Genomic DNA, 13,305 nt, shown 5'->3' with positions numbered 1-13,305 from the left:
CACCTGCAACAGAAGCGCACGCACCAGCTTCTCCGGTGCAATCGAGGCCCGGCCGCTGTCCGCATAGATGATGCCGAACAATCCGTTGAGCCGCTTCAACGCCTGATTGACCAGCAACCGTATGGGGCGCAACGGATGATCGGCCGGAACGAAGTCCTCAAGCTTGACCGTCGTGAAAAGAGCTTCCTGCATCTCATCCATTCCGCGCATCGAATTCACTGCCAAAGATCATGAACAGGATTTCCATAACGTTCGGCCCCAGGATCCCGTTTACGCGGGATCGAAATTCAACAGCCTGTTAGGCAAACGCGAGCTGCATCCGGCTATGCGTGATGTATCGCTTGAGGGCGTGGTGAATCGGCTCGCAACGTCAGGTTCACAAACTTCGATGCCTTCCAGCATTCCCGGTGAGAATCAGTTCGGTGTTGCCGTTGGCATACGACGTCTGTTCTGGTGAACGGTGCGGAGGATGCGTTCGTGCATGCTTTACATGATGTGCCCGGCAGGGCTCAACGCGTCGTTACGCCTTGGCCGAAAGCGCCTCATCACGCGGTTGTATCGTTCAGAATCGCCAGCATGAGGGCTTCGACGCCGCACGGTGCGGTAAAAGCACGCTGATGTGAACCGTAGCCGCCCAGTGAGGAAGACGCAAAACGCAGCTGAATCAGCGCGACGAACTATTGCCCCCCTCGTGAATCGTCAGTGCATTTTTCATGGATGTAATGCCAGAAACGCCCTTCGCTACCGAGCCAGCTTTCTCGATCTGAGAGGCGTCTGTGACGCTTCCGGCAAGCGTCACCGCACCATTTTTTGCGAGCACATTGATCCCAGTGGTGTCAACACCGGCCTTCGAGAGCGCCTGACTTACCCTTTTACTGAGTGCATGGTTAGCTTTCCTGACGGCGGACTTAGACGTGCTTTGCGTTGCCGTCGACGTTGCAGCGGATTCGCTGCCCTGTGACCACGCGTTCACGGATGCGGCGACGATCAACGCAGAACCGGCCAGTCCGACTATCTTGATAGCTCTGATCGTTCCCTCCAGTGCCAGTGCGGTACGCTAGCCCCTGTCGGGGGATCGCAACGTGCCACAATCTTTACAAACAACTGCCGATAGCTTTGTCACGGCCTCTGCGTTGCGGTTGCGCGCACGCATGTTTTATTACGAAGGCGGCTGGCCTTATGACATTCACAGCTTCGTCGACGTTGCGCCATACCTGGCTTCCCGCGGGTATCGGGTCATCGTTCCCTATCTGCGCGGCTATGGGTCGACGCGCTTCCTCTCCGATCAGACCATGCGCAATGGCGAACCCGCGGCCGTGGCAGTCGACATCATTGCGCTGATGGACGCCCTTAAAATCCAGAAAGCGATCCTTGCGGGTTTCGACTGGGGCGCACGCACCGCGGACATCATCGCGGTGCTATGGCCCGATCGCTGCAAGGGGTTGGTATCGGTTAGCGGCTATCTGATTGGCAGTCAGGAAGCGGGCAAGATGCCGTTGCCACCAGACGGAGAACTGGCGTGGTGGTACCAGTTCTATTTCGCAACTGAGCGTGGGCGAGCGGGCTACGAGAAATACACCCATGATTTCGTCAGGTTGATCTGGCGGCAAGCCTCTCCGAAGTGGGACTTCGATGACGCGGCCTTCGAGCGCAGTGCGTCGGCATTCACCAATCCAGACCACGTTAGCATCACCATCCACAACTATCGCTGGCGGCAAGGACTTGCCACAGGCGAGGCAAACTATGAGGACCTGGAGCGGCGACTCGCCTCAGCGCCGCCGATCACTGTTCCGAGCATCACCATGGAAGGCGATGCGAACGGTGCCTTTCACGTGCCACCCGGTGCATATGGCGCGAAGTTCACGGGCAGATACGAGCACCGGACCATCACGGGCGGTATTGGCCATAACCTCCCGCAAGAAGCACCGCAGGCATTCGTGCAGGCCGTAATCGACGTGGACAGGTTTTGATGCAGGAACGTGCGCCCGGTGACGCAGGGTCGATCACTCGCGCCGGCAAGCGACTGCCCCTTCGCGATAGTCGGCACAGCCGCGCGATCCCGTGAACAGCGGGAGAAAAAATAGCACCTGCTTTCTCGTTGGCGTGATGTTATCGACCCACGCTGCGATATCGACGCGCGCAAATGGCTGGCGCGGGGCATCGATATCGCGCTTGCAGATGCGTCTTGACTCCGCGATGACGGTACCCCGCCTGCTGTATGTACGGCAATGTATCCGTGCTACACCGCGATACAAAAGTACACATACCCACTGCTTTACGACACATCTTGGATACGTCTGCACGCTCTAATACGCTCATCGACGACGGGCGCGATTCAAGCTGATGACGTTCGGGACGTCGATGTTGCATGTGCAATGTGAGGTCGAACACGGGCGTGGACATTCAATACGATGCGAACGATAAGGTGACCAGGCAGCTCGCGCAATTGCCTGCTTACACGGACGCGGCAAATTTCCCGGGTCCTCACCACGATTTACGACGACGCACTGCGGCCGTTTGGCATCAACGCACCTCAATTCTCCCTCCGCGTGCTCATTACGAAACTCGGGCCGCTTAGCCGTTCGAATCTCGGGCGCAGGAATCACCAGGATCGTTCGACCCTGACGAGAAACCTGCAACCGCTCATCGCGCAGGGATGGATCGCTGAAGGACTGCCCGGCACAGATGGACGCAGCCGTCTCCTTTCGCTTACCGAACGAGGCGAAGCGTTGCTGTGGGCACCGTTGTGGTACGGAAATCCACCGGCATGGCCGCAGTGGAGGTGGCGAACAGCGGGCATTTCGTGCAGGAGGAGCACCGCATTATCGTCAGCGAGACGATGCCTGACTTCTTGCCAGCCGATCAACAGAAGCACGACAGTTGAAGGCTGAGCAGCAACGAATATCGTGCATGACGCGTATTTGTATGTGTATATGCATAGACTAGTGAAACGAAAAGGTAAATGACATGACGACGAAACCCGTACATGCCCGGCCCATTCTGGTAACGGGCGCAGCTGGCGCTGTTGGTGGCATTGGCCGCAGCCTCACCGAAATGCTTCTCGCCAAGGGACACAAGGTGCGCGCCATGGTCCGCCGCGAGGATAAGCGCGCCGAAGATCTGCGCCGGCTTGGCGCCGAGGTCGTGCTGGGCGACCTGACGGACCTCGCTTCGATGCATCGCGCCATCGACGGCTGTTCACGCATCTACTTTGGCATGTCTGTCTCCCCTTCCTATCTGGAAGCCACGGTCAACACCGCCGCAGTCGCGCGCCACCATGGTGTCGAAGCTTTCGTGAACATGTCCCAGATGACAGTCACCCAGATGAGCATCACGGAGACCACCGACAGCCCCCAGCACAAGCTGCACTGGCTTGCGGAACAGGCGCTGGAATGGTCGGGACTGCCGGTTGTCACGGTGCGGCCCACGGTCTTCTTCGAAGGCTTCTTTCGGCTTCTGACCGCCGAGGGCGTGCGCGAGCGGGACGAACTGGCGGTGCCGCTTGGCAACGGCAGAACGTCGCCCGTCTCGGCGGTCGATGTGGCGCGTGCTGTGTCCGTGATCCTCGACGATCCGGCGCCGCACATCGGCAAGGTCTTCAACCTGACGGGGCCCGAGTCGGCCGACCTCGAGCACTACTCGCGCGTCTTTTCCGAGGTGCTGGGCCGGACGATCCGCTACCGCGATGTGCCTGTTTCCGCATGGGCGGCCCGTCTTCGCGAGATGGGCGTGCCCGAGCATCTCGTCAGGCACGTTGGAACGATGGGTGAGCTTCACGCGCAGGGGCGGTACGACCGCATGACGGACGACCTGTTAAAGCTCACGGGCAAAACGCCGACGAGCATGCGCGATTTCGTGAAGCAACACGCCTCTGATTTCACTCGTGCGTAAAGCCCCGGTTTGAAATTGCAACAGTACGCGAACCAAAATCCAGTGATACGCCCGACCCGCAATGCGGCACCGCCGGGCGCGCCTTCGCGGAGATAAAGGCCGCGCGTAACAGTGGGGCCATCCGGCGTGTCGGTACGTGCGCATACAAAAGCGCGGTTTCGGGAAACACGCGAAATACATCGATGCGTTCGAATGGCATTCACGAAAGCGCGCTCCGAACAAACGCGAACCTGGCTTCACTGCCCTCAGGAGTTCTCATGTCAAACGACACCCTTCCCCGGTCGCCGTCTCGTCGCCGCTTTGTCGGCGTGACGGGCGGCAACCATCGCGGCCGGCTCGCTGAGCCAGCTTGCCTTCGCCGAAACGAACCAGTCGATTCTCTCGGTTGCAAAATCTGCGGGCGGCGATAAGACTGCGATTCGTCCGCTTCGCGTACATGTACCCGAAGCGCAGCTTACCGATCTGCGCCGACGCATCAAGGCGACACGATGGCCTGACAAGGAGACGGTCAACGACGATTCGCAAGGCGTGCCGCTTGCGATGACGCAGGAACTCGCGCGCCACTGGTCAACCGACTACGACTGGCGCAAATTCGAAGCAAGACTTAATGCGCTGCCGAACTTCATTACGGAGGTCGACGGGCTGGACATTCACTTCATCCATGTCCGGTCGAAACATGAAAACGCGATGCCGCTCATCGTCACGCATGGATGGCCGGGCTCCGTCATCGAGCAATTCAAGATCATCGATCCGCTGACCAATCCCACCGTGCATGGCGCGAGTGCATCCGACGCATTCCATCTCGTCATTCCATCGTTGCCGGGCTACGGGTTTTCAGGCAGACCGACCGAGATCGGCTGGGGTCCGGAGCGCACTGCCCGCGCGTGGGTCACGCTCATGAAGCGCCTCGGATACGAAAAATTCGCGGCGCAAGGCGGCGACCTGGGCGGCGTGGTCGCGAACGTGATGGGCAAGCAGGCGCCGCCCGAGTTGCTCGGCATTCACGTCAACTTCCCGGCCACCGTTCCCGCCGATATCGCCAAGGCGCTGCAGGCGGGTGAGCCGCCGCCCGCAGGACTGTTGGACGACGAAAAGCACGCGTACGAGCAGCTCAGCAGCGCGGCGAAAAAGCGCCGCGCCTACGTGCTCGAGATGGGCACACGCCCACAAACGCTCTATGGACTGTCGGACTCGCCGATCGGCCTCGCAGGCTGGCTTCTCGATCACGGCGACGGCTATACGCAGCCGGCGGCGGCACTGACTTCGGCCGTGTTCGGACGCACCGTCAACGGAGAATCGTCAGGCGCGATGACGCGCGACGACGTCCTCGACGACATCACGCTCTACTGGCTGACGAATACGGGCGTTTCCTCGGCGCGCTTCTACTGGGAATCGCACTTCAACTTCCTCGCTGCCGCCGATGTGTCCGTCCCTGCCGCCGTGAGCGTGTTTCTGCGCGAGAACTACCAGGCGCCGCGAAGCTGGACAGAGCGTGCATATCACAACCTCATCTGGTACAACCGGCTCGACAAGGGCGGACACTTCGCGGCGTGGGAACAGCCGGAATTGTTCGCTGAGGAAGTGCGCGCGGGGTTGAGGCCGTTACGGAAATAAGCAGACGCGAGAAACACGGGGCGATGTCTCGCAGCAATGGGATATCGCTCGGATCCTCGTAACTACTTCTCGAACCAGTATTCAAACTCGGTGTGGTTCTGGTTGAAGGCCTTGGAGTCGGAAATTGTTTCCGCGCGCACGACGCCGCGAATGCCGCGGAATTTGCCAGTGCCACCGGTGATATCCAGCTCTGTGAGGTTCTTCAGACGGTTGCTATCGGGCAGTTTGTGGCTGAGGAAGTATCCACGCGCAAAGATCTTGTCGCCATTCTCCATCCTGTATTCGACATAGCTGCGTCCGAGCCCATTCAAGTCGGTCAGGTCGCTTGTGGCGCGGATGACGGCTTCTTTGAGAACGATGCCCTCGATTGTCTGGTCTTTGCCACCGTAACTGCGCACTAACTCGTACAGCCGTAGCTCGTGCTCGGGCACATCACCAACTTCAAGGATGTAACGCTGCGTGTACTTGTTTCCGCTCGCTGGTGCATCGAATGCGGCGATATGCGTCTCGTGTGCAATGGCGGTGGTCGAAGCGAACAGCACGCCGCATAGCGCCGCAAATATTCTGAGTTGCATGGTCTTCTCGCAGCGGGGACCTGTTGCACTCTAGCAAGACCGCATGGCGAAATGCAAGACAACGGGAACTGCCGACGACGCTAGATCTAAGCGAATGCCCGTTTCTGGCCGACCTGTGCCCGATACGTTCGATGGTAGTCGACCCAATCGGGCCGGTCAGCACGGGTGCGGCCCAAAGGCCGCTTTGGAAAGCCCGACGCTCGAACTCGATCGAGCCGCTTTCCTTCAAGTTCATATGGGTAGTGACAGGCCTCGTCTATCTGGCAGTCATCACCCGGCCAGATCAGCGGGCCCGTCGACCTGTGAGATCGCGCTAAGCGTTATCGCTCGCCCGTTGGAATACATCGACAGTGGCCTCGAGCGTCATCCGTGCCTTTTCGCGCCGTCTGCGCGCGAGTCGCTCCGCGCCGGCGCTACGTTCGGTCTCACCAGCAAGCAAAGCGTGAATGTCGGGGAGCGTATAGATGGCGCCACGACTGCCCCAGGTACCGTCGGGAATCTCGGTCGGGAAGGCCCAGACGCGCGATGCGACCTCATCGAACGGTCGGTTCTCGGCGCGGGCCACCGCTTCCGTGATTGCCTTAACCAGCGCTCTTCGCGACTCGTCGGTGTATTGCCCCTCAGGCGCTGACGGAATGATCCGGTAGCGCACTGCTTTCGAGCGTTCCCCGCCGACAAATACTGCAGCAGGTCGATGCAGATTGAGAACAGATACGCTCTGTGCAATCGGATTCGCCGGATCGTACCCTTCCGCTTTGATCAGAATGTCGGTCAATTCTTTGATCAGATGGGCTTCCGCCTCACCGGTCAAGGCGTCTTCCGGCCACAGTGCGTCGATCATTGGCATGGTGTTGCTCCTTCATAAGGTGTTTTCGCCTAGCGGTTCGCAAGAAAGTTCCGCTACTCGTTTAGGCACGCATTCCGCTTAAATAAGCGCGATCACGACATCGATGTTGCCGCGCGTAGCCTTGGAATACGGACAGGTCTGATGTGCCCGGTCCACGAGCGACTGGGCGACGTCACGCGGCAAGCCGGGAAGGCTCACGTTCAAACGCGCTCCGAGGAAGTAGGCGCCGTCAGTGGTCCCGAAATCAATTTCGGCATCAACACTCGTGTCGGCCGGCAGCGTGACGTTCAAGGCGCGCGCGGCCCCACCCATTGCGCCAATAAAGCATGCCGACCAGCCGGCGCCGAACAGTTGCTCGGGATTCGTCCCGGCGCCTGCCGAACCCGGTCGCGAAAGCTTGATGTCGAGGCGGTCGTCCGAACTGCGCGCGGCCCCTTCGCGGCCACCCGTCGTATGGATCTTGCCTGTGTACAGCAGGTTTTCGATTCGAGTCATGATGGTTTGCTCCAGTTGATCAATGGAAGTATTAAAGTGCGCGGATGTACCCCGCTTGTGTCGGAAAGCGGCGGTTTTGTAATCTCGGGTACCAACCTGCGCTGCAGGTACAGTGCGCTACACTGCTGCGGTGCGCCCGATCCAGCGAATGCAACACCGGGCCGCGCGCCGTCACATCGAGTCTCAGAACAGATGTCGCACGCCTATCAGTGGCCAGCGCTCTGGCCTCCGTCCACGTGCAGGATCTCGCCCGTGACGAACGGTGCGGAGTCGAGATACAGCACGGCGTTGACGATGTCGCTCATCTCGCCCATATGGCCGACGGGATGCAGCGCGCCCAGCGCCTCATGCGTTTCTGGCGCGTGCATCGGCGACTTGATAGCGCCCGGCGAGACAGCGTTCGCGCGGATCCCCGTCTTCGCGTATTCGATAGCGAGTGACCTGGTGGCCGCATTCAGCCCGCCCTTCGTCAGCGATGCAAGCACCGACGGCACGCCGGAAACTGCATGATCGACGAGACTCGTTGTGATCTGCAACACATGGCCGCTTTCGTTCTTCTCCATCTCGGCGATTGCAAGCTGCGTGATATGGAAGAAGCCATTGACGTTGACGTTCAGCACGGCGGCATAGTCTTCAGCCGTGTATTGCGTGAACGGCTTCGCGATGAAGATGCCCGCGTTGTTGATCAGCGTATCGACGCGGCCGAAGCGTTCGACGGCTTCGGAGACGGCACGCTTCGCCACTTCGCGATCGCCGATGTCACCGGCGACTGTCACGATGTTCGGATCGTCGGACGGTTTGATCGAACGCGCGATTGCGACGACGCGATAGTCGCGCTCACGGAAAGCTTTGACGAGTTCCGCACCGATACCTTGCGATGCGCCGGTGACGATAACGACCTTTTGCGAGTTGCTCATGATTGACCTCAAGACGTTGGTGGCATTTGCCGTCGGGAATCGACAGCGCCGTTAGGTCGTCAATCTAGGCTTCCTCGATCCGCTTGCGTACACCCGCGGTGGACAAACAGTTGTGATCGCCAGGAACAAACGCTGTCTGTGCACTTCAAGCGTGTCCGAATGCGAGGTGGATGTGTCCAGATGGTCTTCAACCGGAATTCAGTTGTGCGTGTGGCCACTCGCGCTTATGCCAGGCACCTTCGGCATCGGACATGTGGCGAACATGCTGTCGTCCGCCGAGAACATCGAGATCCGTCGACCCTGATTATCAACACGCCGCCGCGCTGAAGTGCTTTGTCGCTGACCCCGGGCACGCCTCTAATGGCTGCTGAATCTGGTGGGCATGAAAATGTCGTTAATGCAGCCTGAAGCTGCGTCCACAACGCCAACAGCTGTACGTCTGGATTGGCCAAGTTGTGCGCGTAGCCCGTGCGTCAGATTCCGGAGTAATGCCGTCGCTCCAACGGCAGGTTTTCGCCGCTCGCTGAGTGGCAGGTTGTGGCTGGGAGTACGCGGTCATCGACGTCGCCGGAAAGTTGTCGTTGAGACTCGAACGTCGCCTCTGTAGAGCGTTCGCGGAACCCGTGCTTTCGGCCAATACCGGCCGATCGACACTAGTGCCAAGATCGCCGACAATCAATGTGGAAAGCCGCACGACATTCAACAAACAAGCGTGGAACAAATCAAAGTCATTGCCGTGAGGGAGGAGTACGAAGATGCGATCCAGTCTTAGATCACTCATTTCAATTGCCGCGCCCCTTACGCTTGGTTTGATGAATAGTGCTTACGCACAGGCACCTAACGAACTGCCTGCCTTATTGCGAAACGTCACGGCGCACGGTGGTTACTGGGGCGCATGCCCGCCGACCTCGGGAGCACTTGCAATTTCGCCGGAGCTTGACGCCCGACTGAATACCGATTTCCCTCCCGGATCGGATGGTCAGAAACTCGAAAGTACCCTCGTGAAAGACGGATTCCACATTAACGGTGTCTGTAACACAGATGGGTCGATCCATATTGCTGGCTTTTTCAGGAAAGGAGTGGGCCTCCTGCCCTACGATGTTTCCGCACAAGTCTATTGGAAAGTGGATCAAGGGGGCAACATCGTGTGGACGAAGGGATTCGTTATGTATATCGGTTTGTAGAAGTTTTCGAGAACCAAACTAGTCAACAAAGGCTCCAGTCGTGAGCCGATCGAATGGCCGCTTACAAGGTCGTCGAAGGGCAGAAACGGATCGCTATGCAGAGGTTTACATAGACGACCCCTATGCGCAGGTCGCAACTAATGTGCATTTATCCTGAGATTGACGGCGCCACGCTCGATTCGGTGAGGCTTCGGGCCATAGTCGACTTTTCATAGTTATCGCGCGTCAGCGGTGCCGTCGGGAGCGAGTCTAGGTACTGGTGGTGCGCGTAGTGAAGCTTTCGCCTATCGCGAGGTTCGGGACGTGTACGCACTATCTCTTTTTGCAAGGTCGGTCCCGACTCAGCAATGACGTGGCAGAACAGTCAAACGAACGCGACCATTTCAATTTGGAGCAGAAACTATGTCCGTGTCCTCGCCGATCGAACACGCGAGAAGCCGCGTCAGTACAGAATCAACGACGTGCGATTGCACGATCTGCGCATAGGGGTCGGTTTGATGCGTTCGCCGTCGGCCCAGATCGGCCAAGAAGCGGCCGTTGGACATCAATGCGTAGATCGCCGACAATCGACGCAATGGCGGACTGATGGGACCGGGACTCATCTGGGCATAAGATGCGAAATGACCTGAACCGCGCAGCTCATTGGATTGCGTTCATCCTCGAACGCTGCCATTTTCCGAATCGAGATGCGCTCGCGGCGCAATTCGCGAATGCTGAAATCACGGAACTCTGCGAATGCGGGTGCAACAGTTTTGCTCTATCAATCGCGGCACCAGACTGCCTGCCAAGAATATCGATGAACGGACACGGTTACGGTCTGGTATTTGAAGCAGATTTTCGAGACCTCAGCGTACCCGGAGAGCCGCGATCGCTCGAAATTCTTCTGTTCACCGATGATTCGGGTCATTTGAGTTATGTTGAGATTGACTATTGCGGTAACGGGCTACCAATGCCCGGGCGTTTGGACCTCGAATCAACGCCCTATCGCGTTTTCAAGGGCGACACGCTGATCTCAAAGTAAATCGGGAGCGTGTCCAGTCAGCTCATTTTTGGTGGGGGGGCGATGATATGGTGGAGCCAGGTCACGAGGTAAAAAACGACAAGAACGTGGTAACGGATGCTTGGCTGATCCACCGCATCTTCGGTTACTGGCCCAACTTCCAGACGCCGAACTGCTTTCTGTATCGCTGCGTCGACACGCATCTGGTGGGAAATGGCAGACGGACATCGAACTTGACCTTCATTACTGGGGGCAATCCAATCCGGAATGGCAGGGCGACGATGTACATTGCAAGCTGGCGTTTGTGCTTGAGGACGTGGAAGGAACCGAGTTCACCACCGAGAACGTAAGCCATCCTTCATGGATCTCCCATCTGAGTTTTTCGGGGCGTGACGATGGGCGAATTCTGGTCGATCTGGAGCCGTCTTCGGGCTTTTCCCTCCTGCTTGATTGCGCCGTTGCGCGTGTTGCGCGTGTTGAACCATACCTGCCCGAACGAGGTTGGCCTGCGCGCCGAAGTTTGCAGCAGCACCGGCATCAGCGCTGATACTTCGACTGTGGTGTGGGTAGCTGAGCCCCAGAAGGTGAGAGGTGGACTCCGCTGGGGAACAGCAAGGCCGAGCCGGATTAAGCACGAATCCGCGATTTTTTAATCGGCTGGTGCCAGATCTCTAATAGTCTTACTGCCCTGCCTCTGATGGTGAATGAACGCTTCGCGCGAGCGTCACCGTCCGCTTCGGGTCGCAAGTACACATTCGCTTGCAGTGAACGCTGATGTTGGCCGCCGACGAAGTGCGAATGGCGGCAAAGCGACTCGTAGCCGCCTGACGGACGAGACCTGAAGGTCAGCTATGGCCGATTCCTGGGCAGATGCTGCGGTGTACTTTCGGCACCGCAGCTCACGCCGAAAAGGCTAGCCGTGGTAAGGAGCGGGCTCCCGCCGCGCACAATCGCGGATTTCTTCCGGGTATTCCCGATAGAGAGCCTCTAACCGGCTGCATATATTCGTTACTACCTCACATACAGCGTTGCGAAGCAATCGTCATGGAATTGCCGCTCCAGGGGAGACCAAGATGAACGACCAATGCGGCCTCAAGCGCCGCCACGTGCTTCATTCGCTGATGGCAAGCGGTGTCGTTGGCGTGGCAGGCGGTTGGACGAATCTCGTGCGCGCCGCCAACGCGATCACCCTTCCGTTCGAAAACGGCTTAAGGGAACTGACGACCGACTTCCCGCAAAAGGGCGAGATGGTGCTCTTACGCAGCCGGCCGCCGTTGCTCGAGACACCGTTTTCCGTCTTCGATCAAGGAGTGTTCACACCAAACGATCGCTTTTTCGTGCGCTGGCACCTCGCGAGCATTCCCACGCGTGTCGACGCCCGGACGTTCCGGCTGACGGTTCATGGATCGGTCGCCCGTGAACTGGATCTCGGACTCGATGACATCAGGAAAGGATTTGAGCACGTCGAGTTCGCCGCCGTGAACCAATGCGCTGGCAACTCGCGGGGATTCTTCAAGCCGCGCGTCGCTGGTGGGGAATGGGGTAACGGCGCGATGGGCAATGCGTTGTGGACCGGCGTACGCCTCAGGGACATTCTCGATCGTGCGGGCGTGAAGGCCGGGGCCGTGCAGGTTCGCTACAGAGGCCTTGATAAAGGGGTGATTGCCGCCACACCCGACTTCATCAAGGCGCTGGGCGTCGATCATGCGCGCGACGGCGAAGTCATGGTCGCGTTCGCCATGAATGGGCAGCCGCTACCGCTTTTGAACGGTTTCCCGTTGCGGCTCGTCGTTCCGGGTTGGTATTCGACGTACTGGGTGAAGATGTTGAACGACATCGAGGTCATCGACACACCCGATCAGAACTTCTGGATGGCGAAGGCGTACCAGATCCCGGATACGCCGCACGCGAACGTATCCCCGGAACAGACGGGCGTGAAGACGATCGCGATCAACCGCATGGTGCCGAGATCGTTCTTCACCAACGTCAGCGACGGCTCGGTGATCGATGTGGGCGCAACGCAAACGGTGCGCGGCATCGCTTTCGGCGGCGATACGGGCGTAAGCAAGGTGCTCTTTTCCTCGAATGGCGGAGCGTCGTGGTCAACGGCTAGCGTCGGCCGCGACTTCGGCAAGTTCAGTTTCCGCCGCTGGGAGGCGCGTTTCATGCCTCGGAATGCCGGGCAACACGTGCTGAAGGTGAAAGCGATCAATGACAAGGGCGAGGCACAGCCGGACGAGCCGAACTGGAATCCCGGCGGCTATATGCGCAATCTGGTCGAATCGGTAACGGTTGTCGCAGCATGAGGAGAGAGCGATGAGAGTGAGATCGATCGTTCTGGCCTTGTTGGCCGCAACGGGGATCGGCACGTCGTTCGCGGCTGGCCCCAACAAGCCCGCGACAAAAGCCGCTACGCAAACGGTCGACGTTTCGCTGCCAAACGGCATATCGACTTTTCCACCCGGGCCGGGGTCCAACCTGGCCGATCAACAGTGCGTGATATGCCACTCCGTGGACATGGTGACACGCCAGCCGCCGCTTTCGTTCGAATCCTGGAAGGCCGAAGTCCTAAAGATGCGCGCGGTTTATGGCGCGCCGTTGCCTCCGGAACAGGTCGAGGACATCGCACGATATCTGACGAGGATCAACGGAACGCCGTAGCGGCGCCGCAAGCGTGACGAAATCACAGCCAACCATTACGGTAGCCCCCGACCGCACAGCCACTTCGATGACGAACGGTTGGTGGGCAAGCGGTGGCCACGATAAAGTGATTTCGTTTTCT

The 13,305-nt window shown here is 58.9% G+C and carries 12 protein-coding genes and 2 pseudogenes; 8 read left to right on the top strand and 6 right to left on the bottom strand.

Features of this window, described 5'->3' with window-relative positions; all coding sequences use genetic code 11:
* Positions 1–201: pseudogene (locus GCT13_RS40100) on the bottom strand (IS5/IS1182 family transposase); the annotation flags it as partial.
* A 463-nt stretch (positions 202–664) separates the two neighbouring features.
* The gene (locus GCT13_RS40095; RefSeq protein ID WP_227747256.1) at positions 665–991 is read right to left on the bottom strand and encodes a BON domain-containing protein; all 327 of its coding nucleotides are present in this window, start codon (positions 989–991) and stop codon (positions 665–667) included.
* A gap of 160 nt (positions 992–1,151) precedes the next feature.
* Between GCT13_RS40095 and GCT13_RS40090 the strand changes: the two genes are divergently transcribed.
* The 3 genes and pseudogenes from GCT13_RS40090 to GCT13_RS40075 all read left to right on the top strand — a co-directional run bounded on the left by GCT13_RS40090 (position 1,152) and on the right by GCT13_RS40075 (position 5,505).
* Positions 1,152–1,970 carry an alpha/beta fold hydrolase gene (locus GCT13_RS40090; protein ID WP_227747255.1) on the top strand — a complete coding sequence of 273 codons (819 nt, stop codon included), beginning with the start codon at positions 1,152–1,154 and terminating at the stop codon, positions 1,968–1,970.
* 997 nt (positions 1,971–2,967) lie between these two features.
* Entirely contained in the window at positions 2,968–3,891 is a 924-nt protein-coding gene (locus tag GCT13_RS40080; RefSeq protein ID WP_152767443.1) for an SDR family NAD(P)-dependent oxidoreductase, read from the top strand.
* Between the two features lie 257 nt (positions 3,892–4,148).
* Positions 4,149–5,505, top strand: a pseudogene (locus tag GCT13_RS40075) (epoxide hydrolase family protein).
* A gap of 62 nt (positions 5,506–5,567) precedes the next feature.
* Here GCT13_RS40075 and GCT13_RS40070 read toward each other — a convergent pair.
* The 4 genes from GCT13_RS40070 to GCT13_RS40055 all read right to left on the bottom strand — a co-directional run bounded on the left by GCT13_RS40070 (position 5,568) and on the right by GCT13_RS40055 (position 8,339).
* Entirely contained in the window at positions 5,568–6,080 is a 513-nt protein-coding gene (locus tag GCT13_RS40070; protein ID WP_152767442.1) for a hypothetical protein, read from the bottom strand.
* A gap of 313 nt (positions 6,081–6,393) precedes the next feature.
* Positions 6,394–6,927, bottom strand: a complete 534-nt coding sequence (locus tag GCT13_RS40065) for a tautomerase family protein (RefSeq protein WP_152767441.1) — start codon at positions 6,925–6,927, stop codon at positions 6,394–6,396.
* A 78-nt stretch (positions 6,928–7,005) separates the two neighbouring features.
* On the bottom strand, positions 7,006–7,422 hold the full coding sequence (locus tag GCT13_RS40060) for an organic hydroperoxide resistance protein (protein ID WP_152767440.1): 417 nt from the start codon (positions 7,420–7,422) through the stop codon (positions 7,006–7,008).
* A gap of 206 nt (positions 7,423–7,628) precedes the next feature.
* On the bottom strand, positions 7,629–8,339 hold the full coding sequence (locus GCT13_RS40055; RefSeq protein ID WP_152767439.1) for an SDR family NAD(P)-dependent oxidoreductase: 711 nt from the start codon (positions 8,337–8,339) through the stop codon (positions 7,629–7,631).
* A 755-nt stretch (positions 8,340–9,094) separates the two neighbouring features.
* Here GCT13_RS40055 and GCT13_RS40050 point away from each other — a divergent pair.
* The 5 genes from GCT13_RS40050 to GCT13_RS40030 all read left to right on the top strand — a co-directional run bounded on the left by GCT13_RS40050 (position 9,095) and on the right by GCT13_RS40030 (position 13,184).
* The gene (locus GCT13_RS40050; protein WP_152767438.1) at positions 9,095–9,523 is read left to right on the top strand and encodes a hypothetical protein; all 429 of its coding nucleotides are present in this window, start codon (positions 9,095–9,097) and stop codon (positions 9,521–9,523) included.
* Positions 9,524–10,136: 613 nt separating this feature from the next.
* Positions 10,137–10,544: a hypothetical protein gene (locus GCT13_RS40045; protein ID WP_152767437.1), complete on the top strand. Its 408-nt coding sequence runs from the start codon at positions 10,137–10,139 to the stop codon at positions 10,542–10,544.
* Between the two features lie 100 nt (positions 10,545–10,644).
* Positions 10,645–11,070: an Imm50 family immunity protein gene (locus GCT13_RS40040; protein WP_152767436.1), complete on the top strand. Its 426-nt coding sequence runs from the start codon at positions 10,645–10,647 to the stop codon at positions 11,068–11,070.
* A gap of 526 nt (positions 11,071–11,596) precedes the next feature.
* Complete coding sequence (locus tag GCT13_RS40035) at positions 11,597–12,829, top strand: molybdopterin-dependent oxidoreductase (RefSeq protein ID WP_152767435.1); 1,233 nt, start codon at positions 11,597–11,599, stop codon at positions 12,827–12,829.
* Between the two features lie 10 nt (positions 12,830–12,839).
* Entirely contained in the window at positions 12,840–13,184 is a 345-nt protein-coding gene (locus GCT13_RS40030; protein ID WP_152767434.1) for a c-type cytochrome, read from the top strand.
* The last annotated feature ends 121 nt before the right edge of the window (positions 13,185–13,305 follow it).

The organism is Paraburkholderia franconis (genome assembly GCF_009362735.1).
Classification (GTDB): domain Bacteria; phylum Pseudomonadota; class Gammaproteobacteria; order Burkholderiales; family Burkholderiaceae; genus Paraburkholderia; species Paraburkholderia franconis.
This window is presented reverse-complemented; position numbering and strand designations above follow the sequence as displayed.